This is a genomic window from Colwellia sp. SU-HH01172 (assembly GCF_057553355.1).
In genome coordinates, this window is sequence record NZ_BAAJMB010000010.1 from 22,154 (window position 1) to 46,963 (window position 24,810).

The 24,810-nt window shown below is 40.4% G+C and carries 21 protein-coding genes; 10 read left to right on the forward strand and 11 right to left on the reverse strand.

The genetic code is table 11. From position 1 onward, the window contains the following. Window positions 1-55: 55 nt before the first annotated feature. On the reverse strand, window positions 56-766 hold the full coding sequence (hutC, locus tag AC27JP_RS19660; protein WP_487117639.1) for a histidine utilization transcriptional repressor HutC: 711 nt from the start codon (window positions 764-766) through the stop codon (window positions 56-58). A 254-nt stretch (window positions 767-1,020) separates the two neighbouring features. Here hutC and hutI point away from each other — a divergent pair, with 254 nt between their 5' ends. Together hutI and AC27JP_RS19670 are read left to right on the forward strand one after the other, a co-directional pair. Next, window positions 1,021-2,256: an imidazolonepropionase gene (gene hutI / locus AC27JP_RS19665; protein WP_487117640.1), complete on the forward strand. Its 1,236-nt coding sequence runs from the start codon at window positions 1,021-1,023 to the stop codon at window positions 2,254-2,256. 118 nt (window positions 2,257-2,374) lie between these two features. Then, the gene (locus AC27JP_RS19670) at window positions 2,375-4,468 is read left to right on the forward strand and encodes a bifunctional diguanylate cyclase/phosphodiesterase (RefSeq protein WP_487117641.1); all 2,094 of its coding nucleotides are present in this window, start codon (window positions 2,375-2,377) and stop codon (window positions 4,466-4,468) included. Window positions 4,469-4,473: 5 nt separating this feature from the next. Here the strand turns inward: AC27JP_RS19670 and rraA are convergent, their stop codons facing one another. Continuing rightward, on the reverse strand, window positions 4,474-4,959 hold the full coding sequence (rraA, locus tag AC27JP_RS19675) for a ribonuclease E activity regulator RraA (protein WP_487117642.1): 486 nt from the start codon (window positions 4,957-4,959) through the stop codon (window positions 4,474-4,476). A gap of 172 nt (window positions 4,960-5,131) precedes the next feature. Between rraA and AC27JP_RS19680 the strand changes: the two genes are divergently transcribed. Together AC27JP_RS19680 and AC27JP_RS19685 are read left to right on the forward strand one after the other, a co-directional pair. Then, window positions 5,132-7,132, forward strand: coding sequence for a putative bifunctional diguanylate cyclase/phosphodiesterase (locus tag AC27JP_RS19680; protein ID WP_487117643.1), 2,001 nt, complete (start codon window positions 5,132-5,134; stop codon window positions 7,130-7,132). Window positions 7,133-7,211: 79 nt separating this feature from the next. Beyond that, a complete protein-coding gene (locus AC27JP_RS19685) occupies window positions 7,212-9,071 on the forward strand; it encodes a methyl-accepting chemotaxis protein (RefSeq protein ID WP_487117644.1) in 1,860 nt (619 codons plus the stop codon). An 88-nt stretch (window positions 9,072-9,159) separates the two neighbouring features. On the opposite strand, the gene AC27JP_RS19690 is transcribed toward AC27JP_RS19685, so the two are convergent. From AC27JP_RS19690 to priA, 5 genes are all read right to left on the reverse strand, one after another. Continuing rightward, complete coding sequence (locus AC27JP_RS19690; RefSeq protein WP_487117645.1) at window positions 9,160-9,537, reverse strand: gamma-butyrobetaine hydroxylase-like domain-containing protein; 378 nt, start codon at window positions 9,535-9,537, stop codon at window positions 9,160-9,162. Window positions 9,538-9,567: 30 nt separating this feature from the next. Continuing rightward, window positions 9,568-10,896 carry an ATP-dependent protease ATPase subunit HslU gene (hslU, locus tag AC27JP_RS19695; protein WP_487117646.1) on the reverse strand — a complete coding sequence of 443 codons (1,329 nt, stop codon included), beginning with the start codon at window positions 10,894-10,896 and terminating at the stop codon, window positions 9,568-9,570. 24 nt (window positions 10,897-10,920) lie between these two features. After that, window positions 10,921-11,439 (reverse strand): ATP-dependent protease subunit HslV, encoded by a 519-nt coding sequence (gene hslV / locus AC27JP_RS19700; protein WP_085300640.1) that lies wholly within the window; start codon window positions 11,437-11,439, stop codon window positions 10,921-10,923. Between the two features lie 446 nt (window positions 11,440-11,885). After that, window positions 11,886-12,443 carry an SPOR domain-containing protein gene (locus AC27JP_RS19705; protein WP_487117647.1) on the reverse strand — a complete coding sequence of 186 codons (558 nt, stop codon included), beginning with the start codon at window positions 12,441-12,443 and terminating at the stop codon, window positions 11,886-11,888. Window positions 12,444-12,545: 102 nt separating this feature from the next. Next, window positions 12,546-14,762, reverse strand: coding sequence for a primosomal protein N' (gene priA, locus AC27JP_RS19710; protein WP_487117648.1), 2,217 nt, complete (start codon window positions 14,760-14,762; stop codon window positions 12,546-12,548). Window positions 14,763-15,008: 246 nt separating this feature from the next. On the opposite strand from priA, the gene rpmE reads away from it, so the two are divergent. The 6 genes from rpmE to alr all read left to right on the forward strand — a co-directional run bounded on the left by rpmE (window position 15,009) and on the right by alr (window position 20,209). Beyond that, complete coding sequence (gene rpmE, locus AC27JP_RS19715) at window positions 15,009-15,221, forward strand: 50S ribosomal protein L31 (protein ID WP_487117649.1); 213 nt, start codon at window positions 15,009-15,011, stop codon at window positions 15,219-15,221. A gap of 162 nt (window positions 15,222-15,383) precedes the next feature. Continuing rightward, the gene (locus tag AC27JP_RS19720; protein ID WP_487117650.1) at window positions 15,384-15,941 is read left to right on the forward strand and encodes an RNA polymerase sigma factor; all 558 of its coding nucleotides are present in this window, start codon (window positions 15,384-15,386) and stop codon (window positions 15,939-15,941) included. A gap of 3 nt (window positions 15,942-15,944) precedes the next feature. Beyond that, window positions 15,945-16,466, forward strand: coding sequence for a hypothetical protein (locus tag AC27JP_RS19725; protein ID WP_487117651.1), 522 nt, complete (start codon window positions 15,945-15,947; stop codon window positions 16,464-16,466). A gap of 42 nt (window positions 16,467-16,508) precedes the next feature. Then, a complete protein-coding gene (locus tag AC27JP_RS19730; RefSeq protein ID WP_487117652.1) occupies window positions 16,509-17,450 on the forward strand; it encodes a DUF4097 family beta strand repeat-containing protein in 942 nt (313 codons plus the stop codon). Between the two features lie 257 nt (window positions 17,451-17,707). After that, complete coding sequence (dnaB, locus tag AC27JP_RS19735; protein ID WP_487117653.1) at window positions 17,708-19,126, forward strand: replicative DNA helicase; 1,419 nt, start codon at window positions 17,708-17,710, stop codon at window positions 19,124-19,126. A gap of 12 nt (window positions 19,127-19,138) precedes the next feature. Then, window positions 19,139-20,209, forward strand: a complete 1,071-nt coding sequence (gene alr, locus AC27JP_RS19740; RefSeq protein WP_487117725.1) for an alanine racemase — start codon at window positions 19,139-19,141, stop codon at window positions 20,207-20,209. Window positions 20,210-20,257: 48 nt separating this feature from the next. On the opposite strand, the gene AC27JP_RS19745 is transcribed toward alr, so the two are convergent. The 4 genes from AC27JP_RS19745 to AC27JP_RS19760 all read right to left on the reverse strand — a co-directional run bounded on the left by AC27JP_RS19745 (window position 20,258) and on the right by AC27JP_RS19760 (window position 24,334). Further along, window positions 20,258-20,677, reverse strand: a complete 420-nt coding sequence (locus AC27JP_RS19745; RefSeq protein WP_487117726.1) for a secondary thiamine-phosphate synthase enzyme YjbQ — start codon at window positions 20,675-20,677, stop codon at window positions 20,258-20,260. Between the two features lie 251 nt (window positions 20,678-20,928). Then, window positions 20,929-21,393 (reverse strand): chemotaxis protein CheX, encoded by a 465-nt coding sequence (locus AC27JP_RS19750; RefSeq protein WP_487117654.1) that lies wholly within the window; start codon window positions 21,391-21,393, stop codon window positions 20,929-20,931. 77 nt (window positions 21,394-21,470) lie between these two features. Next, window positions 21,471-21,971 (reverse strand): DUF6702 family protein, encoded by a 501-nt coding sequence (locus AC27JP_RS19755; RefSeq protein WP_487117655.1) that lies wholly within the window; start codon window positions 21,969-21,971, stop codon window positions 21,471-21,473. Beyond that, window positions 21,971-24,334: a M1 family metallopeptidase gene (locus tag AC27JP_RS19760; protein WP_487117656.1), complete on the reverse strand. Its 2,364-nt coding sequence runs from the start codon at window positions 24,332-24,334 to the stop codon at window positions 21,971-21,973. Before AC27JP_RS19760 ends, AC27JP_RS19755 begins: the two co-directional genes overlap by 1 nt. Window positions 24,335-24,810: the final 476 nt, after the last annotated feature.

Consider the following 24,810-nt stretch of genomic DNA (forward strand, 5'->3'; position numbering starts at 1 on the left):
TTAAAAAACTAACTGGCTACTCGGTCGTTATCTATGACTAGCAGCCGTTCAAAAATTAAAAAACTAAATGGCTACCTAAGCGGTATTTATTACCAGGTGCCGTTAATATCGCTAAGCTGACAACGCCTTGGCTTGACCAAGTACGACGCTTAACCTGCAAACAAGGTGCAGACTCTGTAATGTTTAATAATTTACAGATATCAGCACTGGCAAGAATAGCCTCAACTTCATGTGTCGCTTCGGTTAGCGGCGCTTCAGAAGACAAATATTCATGCGGGGTAATTTTGGTGAAATCTTGTGTTAAGTAGTTAGCAACTAATTTGGGGTTTACGAAGCGTTGCTCTAATTGAATAGCCGCCTCGTTTTCAAAATGTAATACGCTAGAGAAATAAGCTTTATCACCGGTTTTTAATGATAACAAAATGGCCATTTCTTCGGTTACGTCAACCGCCTGTAATGCTAATTGCTGAGCATGATACTGATGACCGCGTTCATGAATTTCATCGGCAATATTGCGAATCTCTAGTAATGAAGATTGCGATTTAAATGTTGCAACAAAGGTACCTGAGCCTTGAGAACGTACCAATAAACCTTGCTCGGTTAATTCCTGTAGGGCACGGCGTGCGGTCATTCGGCTCACTGAAAATTGCTCGGTTAGCTCATTTTCAGAGGGCACTTTACTATGTTCAAGCCATTGACCAGATTCTATCTTTTCGCAAATGTATTGCTTGATGATGGTATACTTTGCGGGCTTTAATTGTGTCATTGTTATGCTCGGTAAATGTTGCAACAGGGTAATAACGAAAAGTCACTTTAACTTGTATATACAATCTCATCTTTTTTACAGTAGGTCAAGAGTTGTATATACAAGCTTGCTTGTTAATTTGCTATCGGTTAGAGTGCGAATTATTAATAATGCCAACTCACTTGGTATTAGAACCACTAACTATTAGTCACTAGTTTACTACATTGCAGCATGTAGGTTGAAACTAGCTGGCAATAAATGCTTTGGAATTTTTTATGTCGACTACAACTCAACATTGGCAAACACTTTGGATTAATGTAAATCTTGCAACCATGAGTGACGGTGCTAATAGTTATGGCACTATTGCACAAGGTGCACTGGCAATCGCCAATGGTAAAATTGCTTGGCTTGGCACAATGAACGAGTTACCGGCGTTTGACAATGAGGTTGTCACGGTAATTGATGGTGAAGGTGCTTGGTTAACGCCGGGTTTAGTTGATTGTCATACCCATCTGGTTTTCGGTGGTAATCGTGCCAATGAATTTGAAATGCGCCTTGAAGGCAAAAGCTACCAAGAAATAGCCAATGCTGGTGGCGGTATTGTTTCTACAGTGAAAGCAACACGTGCTGCCAGTGAAAGTGAATTGTTTGCTAGTGCGCATAAGCGTTTAACGGCGTTGCATCAACAAGGTGTTACCACGGTAGAAATTAAATCGGGCTATGGTTTAGATACCGCTAATGAAATAAAAATGCTGAAAGTTGCAGGGCAGTTAGCGCAAAGTTTGCCAGTGACGGTGAGAAGAACATTTTTAGGTGCTCACGCTTTACCTATTGAATATAAAGATCGAGCTGATGAATACATTGATTTAGTTACTGGTGATATGTTGCCGAAAGTGGCAAGTCTGCAGTTGGCTGACGCGGTAGATGTATTTTGTGAAGGCATAGGTTTTAGCATCGAGCAAACCGAGAAAGTATTCGCGGCGGCAAAGAAATATGGCTTGCCTATTAAGGTGCATGCTGAGCAACTCTCTAATTTAGGTGGCACAGCGTTAGCGGCAGAATATAACGCACTATCTTCTGATCATATTGAGTTTCTTGATGAAGCGGGCATTATTGCCATGAAAGCGGCAAATATGACTGCCGTTCTTCTGCCTGGGGCTTTTTACTTTTTACGAGAAACCCAACTGCCACCAATCGATTTACTGCGCAAACACGGTGTTAGCATGGCGATTGCCACGGATGCAAACCCAGGTTCTTCACCCATTACTTCAATTCAACTAATGCTCAATATGGCCTGTACGCTATTTCGTTTAACGCCGGTTGAAGCGTTAGCGGCGGTGACATCGCAAGGGGCTAAAGCGCTTGGTTTAGCTGACTCGAAAGGGCAACTTGCGGTTGGTTTTGACGCTGATATTGCCTGTTGGGATATTCAGCAACCAGCTGAATTATGTTATCAATTTGGTGTCAATCCACTCAATAAGTTAATGCAGGCGGGTGAGTTAGTTATCTAACGACTAATATTTTTGCCGCGCTAGTGCACCGGTTGTTAGAAAACAACCGGCTGTCGCTGCTGTACAAACTACATACGATTGATTAGTCTATGCAGATGTTCTCAGCAATGGGTTTGTTATGATGAATAACAGAGCTAGATCCTACTCGTTTTCTCTCTCTTTAGGTTTATGCTTAATTTGCAGTTTTTTTTCATTACCAGTTTTTGCCGCTAGCGGTACTTTTTCGTTTATTGAATTTAATATCGCCTTTGTTTTGGGATTGAGCCTACCGGTTTTATTACTAACTTTTGTTGTTAAGCCGTCTTCAGCTATTTCAAAGCGTTATCCCATTTTTTTAACCCTTGCTCTACTTTCTTTGCTTTACTCTTTAGCGTATATGCCACAGCGAAATGATTATGTCGCGTTAACCTTTTGTGCTTTGGTATTACAACTGAGTTTTTTTTGGACTGCGCAGTTTACTAGCCAGCACAGACCAGCAAGCAATACTAATTCAATGCTTTGGCAGGCCATAAGCTATGGCGTACTCTTGTTGTTATTTTTTACCGTGCTTTGGCTAGGTGTTGTCAATCCTGATAACGCTTGGCTCAGTTTTTGTTTGTTACAAGTATTGTTTTTTAGTAGTCAGCTTTTCTTGTTCTCACAAAATACTTTACGAAAGATAAGCCAGCGTTCTTTATTGCTAATAGCGGTTAATATCGCTTTTGCTGGTGCGGTTTATATTTGGTTAAATGATCAGCTGTCATATGATTTATTGGCAGCCCTCGCGGTGTTCACTTATTTGATGGTAATGGTAAATGGTTGTTGGCATGTCGCCTCGAGCTTAGTAAGTAGTCATAGTATTATTAAAGAAGCTATTGCGACGACTGACGCAATAATATTTGATCCTTCTACCAATTTACCGTCCTATTCATATGCGGTAAGAACCTTTGAATATCATGTTAAACATCAAACATCTGCACGATATGCTGCCGTTGCGTTCAAGCCGCTTAACTTTCAACAAGTTAATGCTGTTTTAGGGCATCATAATTCTGATATTCTGCTATTGCAGCTTGCTTATTGCCTGCAGAAATCAATTGAGGCTGACAGTGAATTACTAAACTTTTCCAATGCTGAGTCTCCGGTGCGTGTAGCTCGTTTACAAGGTTTGCACTTTTTGGTGGTTATAGATCTTGCACAAAGTAAACACAATGATGAAATTATTATTGAGCAACTTTGCCAAAAGTTAGCACAAGCTGTACCCGGACCAATGAGTTTCAAAAGTTTTTCATTATTTTTTAAATTGGTGTTTGGTGTTGCCTTTGTCGGTCAAAATAGCAATAACGTGAGTGAAGTTATTGCCTGTGCCGAAGATGCCTTGTTACAGGCTGATAAACAACAAAAGCAAGTCAGCTTTTTTGCCCAAGAATTAGCCACTTTTAATCAACAACAATTGCAGAAAATGGAGCAGTTGAAGCAAGATATATCGACTGGAGCCATTAACTGGCGTATACAGCCGCAAATTAAAATGGCCTCTAAACAGGTTTTGGGATTTGAGTTATTGTTAACTTGGCAAGACCGCGAAGGCGAAAAACTTGCTTTTAACGAGGTGATGGTCATTGCCGAGCAAAGTGGTGATGCCTATGCGTTGTGTCGAAAAATGGTGACACAGGCATTTACCTTTTTGCAGCAATTGCATCGTTTAGGCGCTAAGGTAGAAGTTGCGATAAAGCTGTCGAATAGCTGTTTATTAGAGCCTGACTTAGTCGATTATATTGAACAACAAGCAAAAGAGTTCGGCGTTGACTGCCAATATTTATTATTAGAAATTCAAGAAGAAATATTACTAAGTGCTTCTCTTGAGGCAAAAGCTAGCATTGATCAATTAAAATTCTTGGGCGTTAAAATTGCTATCGATGAATTTTCTGGCAGCTACGAGGCTCTGCGCTATTTAAGAAAACTGGCGGTAAGTGAAATTAAAATAAACTGTCAGGCTTTGGCACAAGCCGAAGCAGGCTCGTCAGATAAAGCGATCATTAATGCCTTAATTAATCTTACACGCAAGATGGACCTACCACTCATTGGTACTAATATTGACAGTGTAGTAATCGAAGATATGTTTCTTGCCATGGGGGGAGAATACGCCCAAGGTAAACACTATAGCTCAGGCGTTAATTTCCATGAACTGCCATTTTGGCTTGATGCTTGGCAGCAGCAATACGCTGCAAAAGTTTAATCGTATTATTCTATATCAAGCGGGTCAGGCGAGAGTATTATGCCGGTATTATCGGCATAAATGTGATCATCAGGTAAAAAAGTCACACCAGCGAAGTTAATGGCTAAATCACTTTCACCTGAGTCGATGGTACTAGCGCCGACGGGGATTGACAGTAGACCTTGGATACCAATATCAATATCCTCTAAGGCATCAACATCTCGGACACTGCCAAAACAAATAATACCTTCCCAATTATTTTTACTGGCAAGTTCCGCAATTTTAATATTAATTAGCGCACGTCGTGTTGAACCACCACCATCAATTACCATGACTTTGCCGGTGCCATCGGTACTCGCCACTTCTTCAATTAGGCCATTACTTTCAAAGCACTTTACCGTAGCAACTTTACCACCAAAGGAACTGCGGCCACCATAATTACTAAATATAGGTTCAAGTACATCGATTAAGTCTGTGTAAATATCACACAATTCTGAAGTGTTGTATTCCATAACCAGTCTCCTGTTGTGATGATTCCTCATTGCTAGTATAACGGCTAAGCGCTAAGGTACAACTGCTAAGTCGCTATAGTTGCTAAATATTTCAGCGCTAAACTGTGGCTTGTAATTCAACATAAAACACGATTTAATAACAATACTATCATCTTCTCTAAGAGTTGCATTTATGGCGGAAAGGGCATTTACCCATAGCTTAATCTATTCTACAGAAACTCTTATTTTTAGCATTCTTGCTTTGCTTCTTCTGGCATATTATCGCGGGCTAGGTCGCCAGTATGTTAAGTTTTGGATGATCAGTTTATCTGCGCTGGCGATTAATCAATTTTCGCTTGCCTGCCAATATATTTTTAATGAACAAGAGGTCGGTAGTTATATTGATATTGCTATCGCTATCTTGCGACAAGTTAGTCAGTATTTTCATATATTATTTTTAATTTTAGGTATTTATGCGGCTACTAAGCAGAAAGAGGTGTCGAAAAAAATCTTGCTTATTGGTGGGACGTCAGCGGTATTGATAGGCGTGTTAGCTGCTTTATCTTATGGTTTTGATGTGAGAAGTGTCTTTAATCGTTTTTATTTACGCGAAAGCTTAGCATCATTTATATTTGGTAGTGCCTTAATTGCTTCAGCATTCTATTTATATTCCGCCAAAATAAACCACTTTTCCGGAAAAATATTTTTCGCTTTTTGTATTTTAGTTGGTTGTCGTTACATCGCCTATTCCTTTGCATCGATTATCTTTTTAACCGAAGACTGGTTTCGTTACTTAACGCAAAATTTAGCCTATGTAGATATCGGTATTAATACGGTTTTAGGATTTATCGTTTTAATTTGGATGCAAGGGGCTGAACGTCATGTTGCGGCCACGGCAATAAACCGCGCTAAATATTTAGGTAAGCATGACTCGTTAACCGGTGTGTTAAATCGAGAGCAAGTGCTTGAAAAACTCACTAATGAGATGCAAATAGCCCAAGATAAGAACCAAACCTTGTGCGTATTTTTGCTAGATATTAAGCGCTTTAAATTTGTTAATGATACTTATGGTTTAAAAGTTGGTGATTTGATTTTAGGAGAAATTGCTCGCCGACTGAACCAAAGTTTATTAAAACCAAAAGTTGTTGGGCGCTTAAGTGGTGACTCCTTTATGTATGTTATTGAGTATGAAAATGAAAAGCAGCAAAAGATTGCCGCAGAACATTTACATACCTTAATTGCACGACCTTATTTAGTTGCTCAACAGGAAGTTCATTTACAATGTAGTGTTGGCTATTGTGAATTTCCGTTAGACGCAAAAATTGCCGATGATCTGCTACAAAGAGCCAACCTAGCGCTATTTCAAGCTGAAAGTAATAATATTCAAACGGTTAAGTATGAGCCGGGCATGCAGTCACAGGGCCGGCATTTATTAGCAATGGAAAAAGAAATTCGCCGCGCCATTAGCAATGAAGAGTTTATTCTACATTTTCAACCCCAACTTAATTTAAAGAACAATCGTTTGGATGGCGCAGAGGTTCTGGTTCGTTGGCAGCATCCGACCAAAGGCTTATTGGCACCCGGCCAGTTTTTTGATGATATAGAGGCGCTGAACTTATACAGTGAGTTAGACAATTATGTCTTGGAAAAAACCTGTCAAACCATTGCTAAGTGGTATCAAACTTATAAACGTCGGGTTCCTCTCGCCATAAATATTACTGCCGATGAATTTCAAGCCACTGATTTTATTAGTAACATTCAGGGGTTATTGATGAAATATGAAATTCCGCCAATTTACCTTGAATTAGAAGTAACAGAAAATGTTGTGATCACGGATATAGACCTAGTTATGAAAACCATTGTTATTTTACAAAATATGGGCATCAAGGTGTCTATTGATGATTTTGGTACTGGTTATTCTTCATTGGCCTATTTACGTAAACTACCAATAGATAAAATAAAAATAGATCGTAGCTTTATTCAAGAAGTGGCTTCTAATGATTCAGATTTAACCATAGTGAAAACTATGGTTGAGTTATCGCATGGTTTAGGGAAACGGGTATTAGCAGAAGGTGTGGAAACTCAGCAGCAACTACAATTGTTGCGTAATATCGGTTGTGATGCGGTTCAGGGCTATTTTATCAGCAAACCTATTTGTGAGGAAGAATTTACTAAGTACCTAAAGCGTAAATAATTTTAGTGAAAATTATTGCTATTTTCTGATGCCGTCTATACTCAAAATATCGTAATAAAAAGAAGAGTATAAACAGGGTATGTTAATAAAGCACAAACTTCTTGCCAACAGTGCTGTTGTTGGCGTTTCCATGCTATTCATGCTGGGATTGATCAATTATTCCGTAACGTCGTTAGAGTCAGATGTAGAAATTGCTAGGTTGATTGGCAATACCGAAAGTTTGGTATTGCAATTACGTCGAGATGAAAAGGACTTTATTGCTCGTAAAGACTTAAAATATATTGAAAAATTTGACGGTAATTTCAGTACATTACAAGCTGATATTGAACAACTTTCGATAAAATTCTCTGCTATTGATAAAGAAGTTGCAGAGCTAGCGCAATTAAGCACTGTATTAAATGAATATAGTGATTACTTTCATCAGTTTGCTGCAGCGCAACAACGTATTGGCTTGCACCCTAAGGATGGCTTATATGGTGAGCTGCGTTCTGCGGTGCATGGGGTCGAAGAGCTTTTGCAAGGAGCGGATTACAAATTACTGAGTGATATGTTGCAGTTACGGCGCAATGAAAAAGATTTTATGCTGCGACTGGATGAGAAGTATTTTCTTCGTTGGGGAACAAATGCCGATGATTTTATTACTCATGTCGAAGAAAGTGAGTTAACGCCTGGGGTTAAACAGCAGGTTATTGATAATATTACGGTTTACCGACAAGGCTTCGCTAACTTAGTGCAAGCGCAAAAAACCTTAGGTTTTGATTCCGACAGTGGCATTCAAGGGCAAATGCGTTCCGCGGTGCATAAAGTGGATAATATGATCGCGACTGTCGTTACTGTCAGCAAAGAAATTGTTGTTGAGCATGCAAATATGGTTAATGTTGTCGCCTACTCTGTATTTGCCGTGGTTTTAACATTGGCAATATTAATCGCATTGGTCGTTAGTCGCAGTATTTTGTCGCGCATTAATAATTTAAATGATGTCATGAACAAAGTCGCAGACACGCAAGACTTATCGATACGTGTCACTATGGATAATAAAGATGAAATTGGCGAAATGGCAGAAATATTCAATCAAATGTTGAATAGTTTTAGGCATTTGATCGTGCAAGTAAATCAATCGGTTGGAACACTTAATACCGCAACTCGAACCTTATCTGAAAATATCCATATCTCAAATGAAGGGGTTGATAATCAAATCCAACAAACCGACTTTGTTGCTACGGCGGTTACTGAGATGGTGGCTACTGTGGAGGAAATTGCTTCGAATACCCACGAGGCGGCAAACAAAGCGGAAACGACCAATAAAAATGCTAACGAAGGCCGAGCGGGCGTCGCGCAAACTATCAGTAAAATTGATGAATTGTCGGAAAAATTGTCAGATTCCGAAGTTGTTATTCATGCTTTAGCCAAAGACAGCGATACCATTGGCTCTGTGCTTGATGTTATTCGTGGTATCGCCGAGCAAACAAATTTATTAGCGTTAAATGCTGCAATAGAAGCGGCACGGGCTGGTGAGCAAGGGCGTGGTTTTGCTGTCGTCGCAGATGAAGTGAGAACACTAGCCAGCCGCACACAAGAGTCAACTCAAGAAATAGAAGCCATTATTAGCTCTCTGCAAGGACGCACCAAAGATATTGTTACCCATATGGCGTCATGTCGTAGTCAAGGTAAAGAAAGTGCTGAGCAGGCCAGTAGTGCCGGTGTGATGCTTGAGCAAATCACCGGCGATGTCACTAGTATTATGGAAATGAGTACGGCAATTGCTACGGCTATCCATCAGCAAAGTACCGTAGCCTCGGAAGTGAACGAGCATGTTGTTGCGATCCGCGATGTTGCCGAGCAATCTGGTGTCACCGCGCAACATAATGCGCAGATGAGTGAAGAGCTGTCAGAGCAAGCAAGAGTACTGCATGATGAGGTGAGTCAGTTTACCGTCTAACACCTGTATTTGAAAATATTGCTTAAGAAAAATTAAAAGCCTAAGTGATTATTCACTTAGGCTTTTTTTATCTATTAATTCAACTTGCTTACTTAACTTCTTTAATTTCTATCGTTGCTTCGCGGCTATTTATCGCGGAATTAACACTCTTCATATAATGCTGCCAGCGTTGTTCATATTCAGCGACTAACACTCGTAAATATTCATCGCTGTAGATATTGCTGTGGCCATCATCAAAGATTAATCGATAGCCATGCTTGCCGACAGACTCTATTGTTAATAGCTGTACTTGTTTTTTATGGTAGACCTTAGGTGAAAGACCTGTCGGCTGACCTTTATCATCTGTTGGAGCGAATACCCGTAAGTATTCGAAACTTAATTCAGCATTATTTTGTGCCTGATCTTCAAATGCTATTGATAAACATGCACTTTGACGATGAATGCTAAATTGACTGATATTACTCATAGTTTACTCCAACATTTTTCATAGCGTTTACTATAAAATAAAGCGGCTTAAGTCTTCGTCTTTAACCAGTTCATTTAAGATGTTACTGACAAATTCAGCATCAATGAGGATACTTTCGCCAGTACGGTCATTGGCACTAAATGACAATTCTTCTACTAAACGTTCCATCATAGTATGTAAGCGACGAGCACCAATGTTTTCTGTGCTTTCATTCACTTGCCAGGCCGCATTAGCAATCGCTTGAATGCCATCTTCACTGAATGAAATATCGACACCTTCAGTGGCGAGTAAAGCAATATATTGCTCTGTTAACGAGGCATTTGGCTCTGTTAGTATGCGGACAAAGTCGTCAGTGGTTAATGCCTGCAGCTCAACACGGATCGGTAATCGACCTTGTAATTCAGGGATCAAATCTGAAGGTTTAGACATTTGAAAGGCGCCAGAGGCAATAAACAATATATGGTCAGTTTTAACCATACCATGTTTAGTACTAACCGTAGAGCCTTCAATTAATGGTAATAAATCACGTTGTACACCTTCGCGCGATACGTCTGGGCCTGATGAGTCGCCACGTTTACAAATTTTGTCGATTTCATCGATAAACACAATGCCGTTTTGCTCAACCGCATAAATAGCTTTTTCTTTGATATCTTCTTGGTTAACAATTTTCGCTGCTTCTTCTTCCTGTAAGGCTTTAAAAGCATCTTTAATTTTTAACTTACGTTTATTGGTTTTTTCACTCGACATGCTTTGGAACATGTTTTGTAACTGCGACGTCATGTCTTCCATACCCGGAGGCGCCATGATCTCAACGCCCACTTGCGGTGCGGCTAAATCTAATTCAATTTCTTTATCATCAAGTTGGCCTTCACGTAATTTTTTACGAAATACTTGACGAGTGGAGTTATTGTCAGGCTTTTCATCATTACCAAAGCCATCACGAGCTGGCGGCAACAAAACGTCTAAGATACGCTCTTCGGCCGCTTCTTCGGCTAAGTGTTTAACGCGCGACATTTCTTGTTCTTTGGTAAGTTTTATCGCCATATCGGCGAGATCACGAATAATGGTTTCTACTTCTTTACCAACATAACCCACTTCAGTAAATTTAGTGGCTTCGACTTTAATAAAAGGAGCATTAGCAAGTTTTGCTAATCGACGAGCAATTTCAGTTTTACCAACACCTGTTGGACCGATCATTAAAATATTTTTAGGGGTAACTTCTGCTCGCAACTCGTCGTTAAGTTGCATTCTACGCCAGCGGTTTCTCAGTGCTATTGCCACGGCACGTTTTGCGTCGCTTTGACCAACAATATGGCTATCAAGCTCGTGAACGATTTCACGGGGTGTCATATTCGACATATTAATTCCTTACTAAATCTGGCGTTAAAGTTCGTCAATCACGTGTTGTTGATTGGTGAATACACAAATATCGCCAGCAATTTTTAACGATTTTTCGACTATTTCTTTTGCTGAAAGCTCGGTGTTTTCTAATAAAGCGGTTGCGGCTGATTGCGCAAAGTTACCGCCACTGCCAATGGCAATCAAGTCATGTTCGGGTTGCACAACATCACCATTGCCGGTAATGATTAACGAGGCCGTTTCATCGGCAACCGCAAGTAAAGCTTCAAGCTTACGTAATGCTCGGTCGCTACGCCAATCTTTGGCAAGCTCAACAGCTGCTTTTGTTAAATGACCTTGGTGCATTTCTAATTTGCTTTCAAAGCGTTCAAATAAGGTAAAAGCGTCAGCGGTACCACCAGCAAAACCGGCCAGTACTTTGTCATTATATAAACGACGCACTTTTCGCGCGTTGCCTTTCATTACTGTGTTGCCAAGAGAAACTTGACCATCGCCACCAATGGCAACTTTGCCATTACGTCTGACAGAAACTATAGTAGTCACAAATAACCTCGTACATTTTGCCCACTGAGATAGTCGGCTTGTCTAATGTAGAATAGATAGGGGATAGCTCGGCCTTTTTCAAGGGAGCTGCTAGGAATAATCGCAATTTTTTATTGGAGAATTGTTTTTAAAATACGGCGGACAATACTAGGGGCTGTTGATCTTTGTTTATTAATTCAGCTGAGAGTTAAAATTGCCTTAATTAAGGCGAAAATGGTGCAATTTAGTCATCTAAATCAGTCATTTTCAACGCAAAGTAAGGCAATTTTAGACTCAGCCCTTTGGGTAATGGCTATTTTTAACGCTAGCAGCATTAGAATCTCACTTATTTGGAACAACCAAACATCGTTCATTCTGCTTTGCTAACGTTAAAAATAACCTATTGCTGAAAATATAAACAAAGATCAACAGCCCCTAAGCTGTATTGTCCGTATTGGTGCTTAGGGTTAGTTCCAGTTCCAAATTTTACAGCCATGCACAGAATTATTCTTTAATTTGTGTTTATCTTTTTCAGCGCCACGTTTTTTAGCGTAAGGACCTAAGTAAACTTTATACCAAGTTGCTGAAGTACCAACAGATTTACTGACTTGAGCTTCTAAGCCTGTAAAGGCTATTTTCGCCTTTAATGATTCAGCTTGTTTACGGGTTTTAAAAGAGCCACATTGCATTTTATAAGGCCCTTTTTGAGTGACCTCATATTCACCAACTTCAACCTCTTTACTTTTTAAGTCATCAACATAGGTCCATTTTTCTTCTGGCGGCTTCGGCAATTCAGTGCTTTTGGCTTGTACTGTTTTAGTTGTTTTTGGTGTTACAACAGTTTCAGGTTGCTTATCTTTGATGGTCCATAGCAAATAGCCAAAGCTTGGTAGCGCAATGAATAAAAACAGGGCAATCATTTTGACCTTTAATGAGATGGCAGGAGCAGGCTCAACATTTTTTTTATACGGACTTTGCTTTTTATTTTTTGCTCGCGAGCGGGAAACGTAATCTTGATGCGCCATGAAAAACTTTATACTGGAAGACTTTCGCCAATTCTAACCAACTGGTAAAAAAATATCACTACTTGTCTACGATATATTGTAAATGCTTATGAGTGAGCAGTATTACCAGCTTAAATCGATAGGATCAACGTCAACTGACCAGCGAACTTTTGACTGCCACTCATTATTGACATTATTGTGCACGAGTTGAAATATGGCTTGGTGTAGTTGCTTACGAGATTTCGCCTGCAAAATTAAATGGTAACGGAATTTGCCAGCCTTTTTCTCCATTGCCGCAGGCACGGGGCCAGCGAATTGGCAGCCATCAAACGTTGTTGTAGATAATGCCCGTAAGAATTTTTCCGGATAAGAGGGATAATTTGCTTCGGCGCGAAATAGTGCTTGAAAACTAAACGGTGGCAGCATGGCTTGCTGTCGTTCTATTAACGCTTGCTGCGCAAAATGTTGATAGCCATTATTGACTAAGTCTTGTAACAACGGGTGGTCAGGAAAGTTGCTTTGCACCATCACTTTTCCGGGTTTACTGGCTCGCCCAGCTCGGCCAGATACTTGTACCAGTAATTGCGCCATATGTTCAGCTGCGCGAAAGTCGTAACTAAACAAAGCACCATCAACATCGAGAACCGCCACTAAAGTAACATCGGGAAAGTGATGACCTTTAGCCAGCATTTGTGTGCCAATTAACAGCTGATGCTCTTTGTCATTGACTTGCTGTAATAATTTCGCCAATTCGCCTTTTTTACGGGTGCTGTCTCGATCAATACGTACCGCGCTATAATCAGGAAATAGCGCACTAATTTTTTCTTCTAATTGCTCAGTGCCTTGGCCGAGCGCTTTAATTCTTACGCTACCACAACTGGGACATTGTGGCGGAATGCGTTTCTGGCTACCGCAATGATGACATATTAAGAGCCGTTGCCCTTGATGCAAAGTATAAGGTTTATCGCAACGCAGACAGTCGGCAATCCAGTGGCACTCTTGACAATTAATTGCTGGCGCATAACCGCGGCGATTCAAAAATATTAACGCCTGCTCACCCCTTGCTAAGGTATTTTTTATTGCTTGTTTTAAGGTGCCGGAAAGGCCGTGCTCCATTTGCTGTTGCGCAACATCGATTAAGGTGATTTTTGCGGTTGAGGCATTGCCTGCGCGCTTTTTTAATTGGTGATAATGGTAACGCCCCGTTAAGGCGTTTTGCAGGGTTTCAAAACTTGGCGTGGCACTGCCAAGTACAATCGGAATGTTTAATTGCCGTGCTCTTAATATCGCAATATCACGACCGTTATAACGAAAGCTGTCTTGTTGTTTAAATGATGCGTCATGTTCTTCGTCAACAATAATCAAGCCTAAATCATGTAGTGGCGTGAAAACAGCCGAGCGAGTACCGATAACAATTGCTGCTGAGCCACGTTGTGCTTCTAGCCATGTTTGTAGACGCTCTTTATCGTTTAGGCCGGAGTGATGTAGGCAAATAGGCACATTAAAACGCTGTTCGAATCGGGCCAAGGTTTGTGGTGTTAAGCCAATTTCAGGGACCAGTAGCAACACTTGCTTATTTGCTGCCAGAACATCTTCCATGGCTTGTAAATAAACTTCAGTTTTGCCGCTGCCGGTGATGCCATCAATTAAATGACAAGAAAACTGCTGTTGCATTTCCTTAATCGTCGCCACTATTATTGCTTGTTCGGCAGAAAGCTCTAATCGGTTAGCTTGTTGTAATGCACTTTCTTGCCAAGTGAATTTTTCAACCGTGCGTGCTTTAGCGTAAATAAATTGTTTTTTTTCTAAAGCGTTTAATTGTGCTTTGTTAAAGCCTAAGGTTAATAACTCTGACCAAGTTAGGCCTTGGTGTTGTTTGAGTAAGCTTAGTAATTCAGCTTGCTTTGGTGCGCGTTTTTGTGTCGCAGCCAGTTCTTCGTCGGTTATCGATTCATTGGTTAACCAAATTTGTGGTAATTCCACATCAGGTTGTTTTATTTGTCTTAACAGCACAGGTAAAGCTTGTTGGAAAACGTCACCAATCGGGTGATGGTAATAGTCAGCGCAACGTTGCAAAAAGTTCAGTAGCTCAGTTGAAAAGTTAAAGTTGTCTTTAACACGGCTTAATATCGGCTTTATTTTTTCTGCGGCGTATTGTGTTTCTTCGTCGATGGAAAGCACTATTGCAACAACTTGCCGTGAGCCAAAGGGCACAATTACGCGCTCGCCACGCTTAATAGGATTAACATTTAACTTTTCTGGCAGTTTATAAGTAAACAATTGACGCATAGGAACAGGAATCGCGACTTGCAGGTATTTGTCAGTTGAAGTTAGTGCCACAAATTTTTGTCATGTTAAAACCAAATGTTAGCTTTATTCTACTGGTAAATTGTCTTAAGCCAAGCGAGAAAATTAACAGAAAGAGACTTTTAACTAAGAAAGTGATTAATTGCTCATTTTTTAGCGATATTTATTGCCATGATGGACATGTTGCTATAATATTCGCCTCCATTATTTTTAACTCGTATGGTGCTTGGCAGCAATAATGACTGATCAAGTGGCGATGCGGCCTTAACAGAGGTTCCCATGAAAGACGGTATTCATCCAAATTATGTAGAGTTCAAGGCAACTTGTTCTTGTGGTCACGTTATTACAACTCGTTCAACTGTAGGTAAAGACTTACACTTAGACGTATGTTCAGAGTGTCACCCATTCTACACTGGTAAGCAAAAAGCTGCTGAGACTGGCGGTCGTGTTGATAAATTCAACAAGCGTTTCGGTGCTCTTAGCAAGAAGTAATTCTGCTAATTTACCAGATGAAAAAGCGCCTTTTGGCGCTTTTTTTATGCCGGTAATCTTTTCTCACTTAAAAAATTTAATTTATTTTTACTTTCCTTTAAACCCTTTTACGGCATACTGCATCTAACCTAATAATTAAGCTAAACATCGAGAATTTACTTTTTGGATAAGTTAAAAATTATTGATGCCCATGAACGTTTTAGTCCAGATGTTGAGTCACAATGGATAGCGCAAGCTCAACAGGGGGATCAGCAGGCATTTCACCACTTATATGAAAATTATCATCGTCGAATTTATGCGCTGTGCTGGCGTATGATGGCGGATAAAGACAGTGCTGAAGATGTGTGTCAGGAAGTGTTTGTGCAATTGTGGCAAAAAATAAATAATTTCCGTGGCGAAAGTAAGTTTTCAACTTGGTTGCATAGTGTCGCAACTAATATTGTCTTAGGACACATTCGTAAGAATAAAACTTGGATCCAACGTATCTTTAGTATTGAAGAGCAAGTTGCAGAGGACATTACGGTAGAAATGCCTGAGCTCTCGAACTTAGATAAAAAGATCCAAACGTTACCGGAAAGAGCAAGACAGGTTTTTGTTTTGTTTGCTATTGAAGGCTATCGTCATGAAGAAATTGCGAAAATGTTAGGCATGGCAGTCGGCTCAAGTAAATCGCAATATCATCGAGCAAAGGGTTTATTACGCGAGTCGTTAAGTGAGTAAAATATGAAACAGACAATGACCGAAAGTAAAAAAGCAGAACAAAACTTGCGAGACGCCATTGCAGAATTGCCGCAAGAAATGACGCCAGAGCGTGATTTATGGTCAGGTATTGAAAAGGCTATCAACCAAAATGCCCAAGCAGCAAAGCCAAGTCAAAATACGAAAGTCTTTATGCCGACAGCATGGGCAGCATCAGTGGTAGCCGCTGTACTACTAACATGGGTAACGTTAGGGCCGCAAACAGACAGTGGCCAACAGCCAATAAATTTAGTTGCTGAGATGCAGCGAGACTTTGAACAACAAAAACAAACCATGTTAGTGAGCTTTGGTACGCCAAATGTTAGCGAACTACCTGATGCCATGCAGGCTGAATTGACTAAGTTGAGTTCTGCACAAAAAACAATTAGCAAAGCGCTGGTTGATGATCCTAATAATAGTGACTTGTTAAATCTATTACGCTGGACACAGAAGCAAGAGTTAGATTTACTAAAGCAATTATATAGTCCACAGTGGCAAACAATATAGTCGTTATTTAGTTGTTATAAAATACGAATTTAAGAGGTTTATATGGGAAACTTACGTAATTATTTACCACTGCTATTGCTTGCGAGCGCGATGCCAACAATGGCTGGTGAGCAAGTTGATGAATCAATGTCTTTAGGCAACGCTAAAAGTGTCACGATTGAAAACTTGCGTGGTGAAGTGAAAGTATCTGGCAATAATGGTGATACTGTTTCTGTTGTTGGTGAACTAGACGATAAAGCTGAAGGGCTAACTTTTGAAAAATCAGGTTCACGCATCATTATTAAAGTTGAAATACCGCACAATAATCATAATGGTTGGGGGGCTGATGGCTCGAATTTAACCATCGAACTTCCCAAACATGTGCGAGTGAGCTTTAAAGGTGTCTCTTCAAATATTGATATCAATAATTTTACTCACGGTGCTGAAATTCAAACGGTAAGTGGCGATGTCAAAGCAAAAGACTTATTGCAACAGGTTGAATTAACTACTGTAAGTGGCGATATCGACAGCAGAAACTTATCAGGTAAGCTGCGTCTTTCATCGGTGAGTGGTGATATTGAAGATCGAAATTCAGATGGTCGCGCACATTTTAAAACCGTAAGTGGTAGTCTTAATTCAAGCTCTAGTGCCAATGAAATTTCCGCTAAGTCAGTGTCGGGTGACATAGATTTACACTTAGCGAAAATTGATGAACTGATCGTTTCAACGGTAAGTGGTAGTTTTACTGGCGACTTGTCTTTAAATGATAACGGCTTACTTAAAATGTCGAGCGTCAGTGGCAGCTTGGAAGTTGATTTTAAAAATGACGTACAAGCCAGCTTTAATTTAAAAACCAATGCCGGTGGCGACATTGTTAACCGTTTAACATCTGCCAAAGCAAAGCGTGCTAAATATGGCCCTAGTTCTAAATTATCGTTTGAAACGGGTAATGGCAGCAGCTCAGTGCGTGCAAGCACAGTAAGTGGACATATCGAAGTTAAATAATGGCCTAAAGCATCAGAAACACTAAACGTCAGCGCCCATCTTCGCAGGCGTTTAGTGAATATTCAGGCTAACACCAAGCTTTTCTATCAACGCCATTATTTTACCGCCTCAATAATATTTCTTTTCAATCTATCATTTTGCTTAATGGCAATTTCTGCTACATTAGCTCTCTTTATTTTCGAATAATTTTTTAATACTCGTTGCTGATACAATTACGTCAATAAGTAGAGATTATCGCCAAGCGTTTAGGGTGTAATATGGCCGATCGAAAGCCAGCCAAGTTTAGTAAAAATAACCAGTTTCCTCGTGATAAACAAATTGATGAACTTAAAGTTCCGCCACATTCGTTGGAGGCTGAGCAGTCGGTTCTCGGTGGTTTATTGTTAGACAATGAAACCTGGGATAGAGTTGGTGAGCGCGTGGTAGCGCAAGACTTTTACAGTCGTTCACATCGTATCACTTATGAAACTATCGGTAACTTAATCGAGTTAGGTGAGCCGGTTGATCTGATCACTTTATCGGAAGCCTTGGAAAACGATCAAAAGTTAGAAGATGCTGGTGGTTTTGTTTATCTTGCCGAGATGATGAAAAACACGCCAAGTGCTGCCAACATTACTGCTTATGCCGATATTGTTCGCGAACGCGCAGTAACGCGTGAGATGATCAGCGTTGCCAATGAAATTGCCGAAGCGGGTTACGATCCGCAAGGGCGCACCAGTGCTGACTTGCTTGATTTTGCCGAAACCAAAGTGTTTGCCATTGCCGAACAACGAGCCAATAAATCTGAAGGCCCTGAAAACATCAGCTCAGTGCTAGAGAAAACGGTCGATCGTATCGAAAAACTGTGTTCAGCGCCAACCGGCGGTGTTACTGGGGTATCTAGTGGTTATACCGATTTAGATAAAATGACCGCAGGCCTACAAAAGTCTGACTTAATTATTGTTGCCGCTCGTCCATCAATGGGTAAAACCACCTTTGCCATGAACTTGGCCGAACATGCGGCGATGACTGAAGATAAGCCGGCGCTTATTTTTAGTTTAGAGATGCCGTCAGAACAAATCATGATGAGGATGCTAGCCTCATTGGGTCGTATTGACCAAACTAAAATTCGTACCGGTCAGTTAGAAGATGAAGATTGGGCGCGTTTATCATCAACCATGGGCTTGTTGATGGAAAAAGGCAAAATGTTTATCGATGACGCGGCCGGTTTAACACCGACTGATGTGCGCTCAAGAGCACGTCGTATTGCCCGAGATCACGGCGGTATTAGCTTGATCATGATCGATTACTTGCAGTTAATGCGCGCACCGCAATTTGCTGACAATCGTACCTTAGAAATTGCCGAAATTTCACGGTCATTAAAAGCACTAGCGAAAGAATTAGAAGTGCCCGTTGTTGCTTTATCTCAGTTAAACCGTGGCTTGGAGCAAAGGTCAGACAAACGACCAATTAACTCAGATTTACGTGAATCGGGTTCAATTGAGCAAGATGCCGATTTAATCATGTTTATTTATCGCGACGAGGTTTACCACGACGACTCTGAGTTTAAAGGTATGGCTGAAATCATTATCGGTAAGCAGCGTAACGGACCTATCGGTCGTGTGCCGTTGACCTTCCAAGGTCAGTTCTCACGTTTTGACAATTATGCTGGCCCACATGTGCTTGAAGAAGACTAAACAGTAATGACCTTGCGCACAGCGACAGCGGTAATTGACTTAAAAGCGTTAAGTAGCAATTACCGCCAAATCCAGGCTTTATCTCCTGATAGCAAGGTATTAGCGGTATTAAAAGCTAATGGCTATGGCCATGGCTTAGAACGTATTGCGAAGGCGTTACCCAATGCTGATGCATTTGGCGTTGCCCGCATTGATGAAGCGCTAGCGTTAAGAGCGGCAGGTATTGTTAAGCCGATAGTGTTACTTGAAGGCTTTTTTGCCAAAGAAGATATTGATATTCTTGCCGTCAACAACCTACAAACCATAGTGCATAACAGCCAGCAACTTGCTGCCATACTTAATGCTGATTTAGAAAAGCCTTTAAAAGTGTGGTTGAAAATTGATACCGGTATGCACCGCTTAGGCATTAACCCTGAGCAGCTTGAGCATTTTTATCATGCTTTAACGCAATCAAAAAATGTTCAACAACCTATCGTCTTGATGAGTCATTTAGGTTGTGCTGACGAAAAAGAAAACACCGCAACGCCAAAGCAAATTGCCTTATTTGAACAGCTAACAGAGAAGATGCCATTAGAAAAAAGTTTGGCAAATTCTGCTGGTGTATTGGCTTGGCCAGAAAGTCATTACCAATGGATTCGTCCCGGGCTAATGCTTTATGGTGTTTCGCCATTGCCTGCCAATATCGAGGTTGACGGCATATTACCTGTGATGACCTTGCAATCAAGTTTAATTGCGATACGTGAAATTGCGGCAGGTGAAGCGGTTGGCTATGGCGGTGCTTGGGTAAGCGAAAATAAAACCACGATAGGTGTTGTTGCTATCGGATATGGTGACGGCTATCCGCGTCATGCTCCTAATGGTACGCCAGTGTTAATTAACGGTCGTCGAGTGCCTCTGATTGGTCGAGTTTCTATGGATATGATCACCGTTGACTTAGGCACGGATAGTAACGAGCAAGTAGGCGATCTCGCGACCTTATGGGGTAAAGGCTTACCAGTAGAAGAAGTGGCTGAGTTTGCGACCACTATTCCTTATGAGTTGTTGTGTAATATAACTCGTCGCGTGCATATTCAACTGGCTTAAATAAGTTGGTGCTTACTCATTACCTATCAACTCGTTTTATGCTAGTTACTATTCTCCGCTAAGTGTTAATACTAAGGTTCGTGAGCCTGCGTGATCTCTATGTTCACCTAAATAAATTCCCTGCCAAATTCCTAAGTTCATTTTGCCATTTGTTATCGGCACACTAATGTTGCTACCTAAGGTGCTAGCCTTGATATGGGCGGGCATATCGTCAGGCCCTTCATAGGTATGTTGGTAGTAGGGAGCATTTTCGGGGACAAACTTATTAAAATGACGTTCCATATCATCACGCACTGTTGGGTCCGCATTTTCATTAATCGTCAGTGACGCTGAAGAGTGCTTAATAAAAGTGTGTAAAAGGCCACAATGAATGGGTGGAAGTGTCGAAAGTGCCTGTTCAATCTCTGATGTGATCAGGTGAAAGCCGCGAGTATAAGGTTTTATTGATAATTCAATTTGTTGCCACATATTCTTCTCTGCAAGTGGAAAGTTCATATCATAGCATTAGTATTGTTTATTTTTCATATCAGAGGATAGGGGGTCTGAACAACGTCACTCTTTTGTCTCGATGTGCATGTTCTTACATGGATGTAAGTTATTAGTGGAATGCAGGAGCAATTACCGAGATGCACTAATGCCTTGTAAGACAGGATGTCTGAGAAAGGCATGAACATAAAAAAGCCCCGAATAAACGAGGCTTAACTTGCGATAAAACTTGCTTATTTATCGAAGCTAAATTCTATAAAGGCTCTACCATGCTCAGACGATAACGGAATAATAACAATTGGGCCATCGGCTTTATGGTTAATGGTGTGGTCTTTACCTGATACAACCATAGGTGTTGCCATATCAAACTCAAAACCTTTTTCACTTAGCATACGCTTAGCGCCGCCGGTGACCATATTGGTAATTTCGCCGACTAAATCAGTAATTTCTTCGTTGATTTCGTCAGGGCCTTCGCCAACCATACCTTTCATTGTCGCTAAAGCTAGTTTACCTTCAAACGTAATAGATAATGACCCTTTGGTTTGCTCACTCACCATTCCAATTAAGCCAGAAACATCACCTTGCGCCACTTCATTCTTTTTCAAGCGGGGTTTTTCAGGTGTCAGCTCCATTTGTGCCATAGTTGACATAACATTAAGCATTGAAGACAAAAACGGGTTAATAAACTCTACATTCATGAAGTTTTCCAAAACCTTTTGGTTTTACTAGTGATTTGATTTTGCACGTATATGAGCAAAATGTAAATCTACCAGCACTAATAATTATTTTCTATTTTATTAATAGTAACTGATCTTTTGAAAGTTAGGCTACCTTTTATCGTCTTATCATGAAAATTAACAGTATTTACCTGTTTTGGATAACTAGCAGTTAACAAACGGTTTGTTATTTTTAAGCCTATTAGCGAATGTTGAAACGGACCTTCTTGATAAATTAAAATATTACCTTTGTTTATTTCAAGCCCGATCCAGCGTAGTGGTATCGCCTGCTCATGATAATGAAGTTGAAAATGCTCTTCAACGTATTGCTGAATATAGTTTTCGTAATCAGCATGAGCAACTGAGAAATGAATTTGTTTTGCTTCTGCAATCGCATTTTCAATGTCGTGTGCGGTTATTTGGTGAATAACTTCTATCGACTGGCTTTGTTCATTTATGGCTAAATCAGTAATGCTAAAAAAGTAACGGTGGGCAAGCGCATTCGCGGCTAGCCCACACAATAGCAAAACTAAAAAGCGTTTAGCTAGGGTTGATAACATTACTCTTGCTCAGCCTTATCTTTTGCCTTTGCGTCAGTGTCTTTGTCATCAGCACTTTTCAATTTAACCTTGTAGTCACGCATCATGTCTTTTTTCTTACGCTTGTAAAGGTCAAAGCGTGACTTAATTGGGCGTGCTGGCCAGTAGTTGTTATTTACGTCTACGTCAGCGGTTTCCCAATTAGGATCAACAGCAATGGCGGTAATTTCTTTATCACGAATAAGTAGTTTAGACACTTTCTTGCTATTACGACGCCAAATTTCAGCAGGAAGCGTTACACGCTCAACTGTGTTGTCAGCAAAGGTTAAGTCTAAAATTATCGGCATTACTAAGCCGCCTTTGTTTTCGAAATCAACAATGTAGAAGTTTCTTTCGTCTAAAAGTAAGTCTTTTTGCCATTGCTCTAGCTTTTTGTTGCTCGCGTTATATTTATTGCGTGCTTTGTTGGTTGCGGTAAATTTGTCGTGCTCGTTGTAAAAATCTAACAACTCGGGTTTGTCTTGGGTGCGAACCCAATGCCCCTTATTACGAATGTCACTAATAAACTCTGGTTTCTCGTTATCTAGTGCACGTTCCCACGCTTCTTCTGTATCTGGGTTTTGGCTATTCGGGCGGTACAAGTGAATATTACCTAAGGCAATATCAACATGATCTGTAGTGTAGAACCAACCACGCCAGAACCAGTCTAGATCGACACCTGATGCATCTTCCATGGTGCGGAAAAAATCAGCTGGAGTCGGGCGTTTAAATTTCCAACGTTGTGCATATTCTCGAAAAGCAAAATCAAATAACTCACGGCCCATAATGGTTTCGCGCAAAATATTTAATGCCGTTGCTGGCTTACCGTAAGCATTGTTACCAAATTGCAAAATTGACTCTGAGTTAGTCATAATAGGCACTTGGTTATTACTTTTCATGTAACTGGTAATATTGGCAGCATCACCGCGGCGAGAAGGATAATTTTCTTCCCACGCTTGCTCAGCAACAAATTGTAGGAAAGTATTTAAACCTTCATCCATCCACGTCCATTGACGCTCATCAGAGTTGACAATCATTGGGAAATAATTATGGCCCACTTCATGAATAATAACGCCGATTAAGCCGTATTTAGTCGCACGAGAATAAGTTTTCTCACCGGTTTTCTTGTCTAACGTTGGGCGCGGACCATTGAAGGTGATCATCGGGTATTCCATGCCACCCACTGGGCCGTTGACTGAAATTGACACCGGGTATGGGTAATCAAAGGTATACTTATTATATTGCTCCATGGTGTGGATAATGGCTTCAGTAGAGTACTTTTCCCATAACGGGTTACCTTCTTTCGGGTAGTAAGACATCGCCATAGTGTCGGTTTTGCCGCCTTTATAGCCTTGTGCATCCCAAATGAATTTACGACTTGAAGCAAAGGCGAAGTCACGCACATTTTTCGCTTTAAATTGCCATGTTTTGGTTTTTGTTGAGCGAGACTTCTCGTTTTCAAGTGCTTCTGCAGGCGTAATTACTAATACGGGCTTATCAGCCTTTTTGGCTTTCTCTAAGCGCTTACGCTGAGTTTTGCTTAATACTTCTTTCGGGTTTTGTAAAACCCCGGTTGCCGCTACAACATGATCAGCCGGTACGGTAATGCTAACGTCATAGTCACCAAATTCTAAGGTAAACTCACCGCTACCAATAAATTGTTTATTTTGCCAACCCATTACGTCGTAGTAGGCTGCTGCACGTGGGAACCAGCTGGCAATTTCGTAAAGATAGTTTTTATCTTTTTTAAAGTATTCATAACCTGAACGACCACCTAACACTTTTTGCTCGTGCAGTTGGTAATTCCAATTAATGTTTAATTCAACACTATCACCAGACTTAAGTGATTTTGGTAAATCAATGCGCATCATAGTGCCATTAATTATATAGTTTAAGGCTTGACCGTTTGCACCAGTAACTTTAGTAATGTCGTAACCACCTTTGAAAGTGTCAGACTCAATAGCGTTGCGCAAGCCGCTATAAGTTATTTTCTTTTTCGGCGCAGTACGAGTAGTTTTTGAACTGGCATTTTCTGCTAATTTATTTTGATCTAATTGAAACCATAAATAGCGCAAGGTATCGGGAGAGTTGTTGGTGTAGTCAATGGTTTCACTACCCGACAAGGTTTGCTTTTCGTCATTTAGCGTAATGTCGATTTTATAATCGACATCTTGTTGCCAATATTGATGGCCCGGAGCCCCTGACGCTGTGCGGTAAGTATTTGGCGTCGGTAAATTCTCCTCTAACTGGCGAAATTTGTCGTCGCTAATGCTGCTTTTTGCCAAGGCTGAGCCACTGGCAGCAACACATAAGCAAAGTAAGACTGACTTAATTGAATATTTCATATTTTCCCTGATACGTTAAAGTCGAATGAAGTATTAAAAGGTAAACTTAATAACCATCCTTTATAACATTTCTCCGACTGGGGAAATGTAACTGAAGAACTAAAATGCGACAAAATGCCTAAAAAATAGGTTGAGTTGTTATTTGAAATAAACGACATATTCCAAATTAAATAAATTTTAGGTGCATTATCTGCAATATAGTTTCTCTAGGATAATATATACCGACTTTTATTCTTGTTCTTTAGTTGTTGTCAGGAAAGGTAAATACTGCGGTTGCTGCCTAATATAAGTGTTCCTTAATACGCGTTATTTCGATTGATTTATTGACTGTTAGTACAATTATATTTTCAAGTTTCATTTCGATTTTTTTTGTCAATTTTATTTAATAAATTTGCGGCTCCTTCCCAACAATATTTTCACTTCACTTTTTTAATCTAAAAAACTTTTCAAATGGTTATGTGTGATTGCTTGATAGC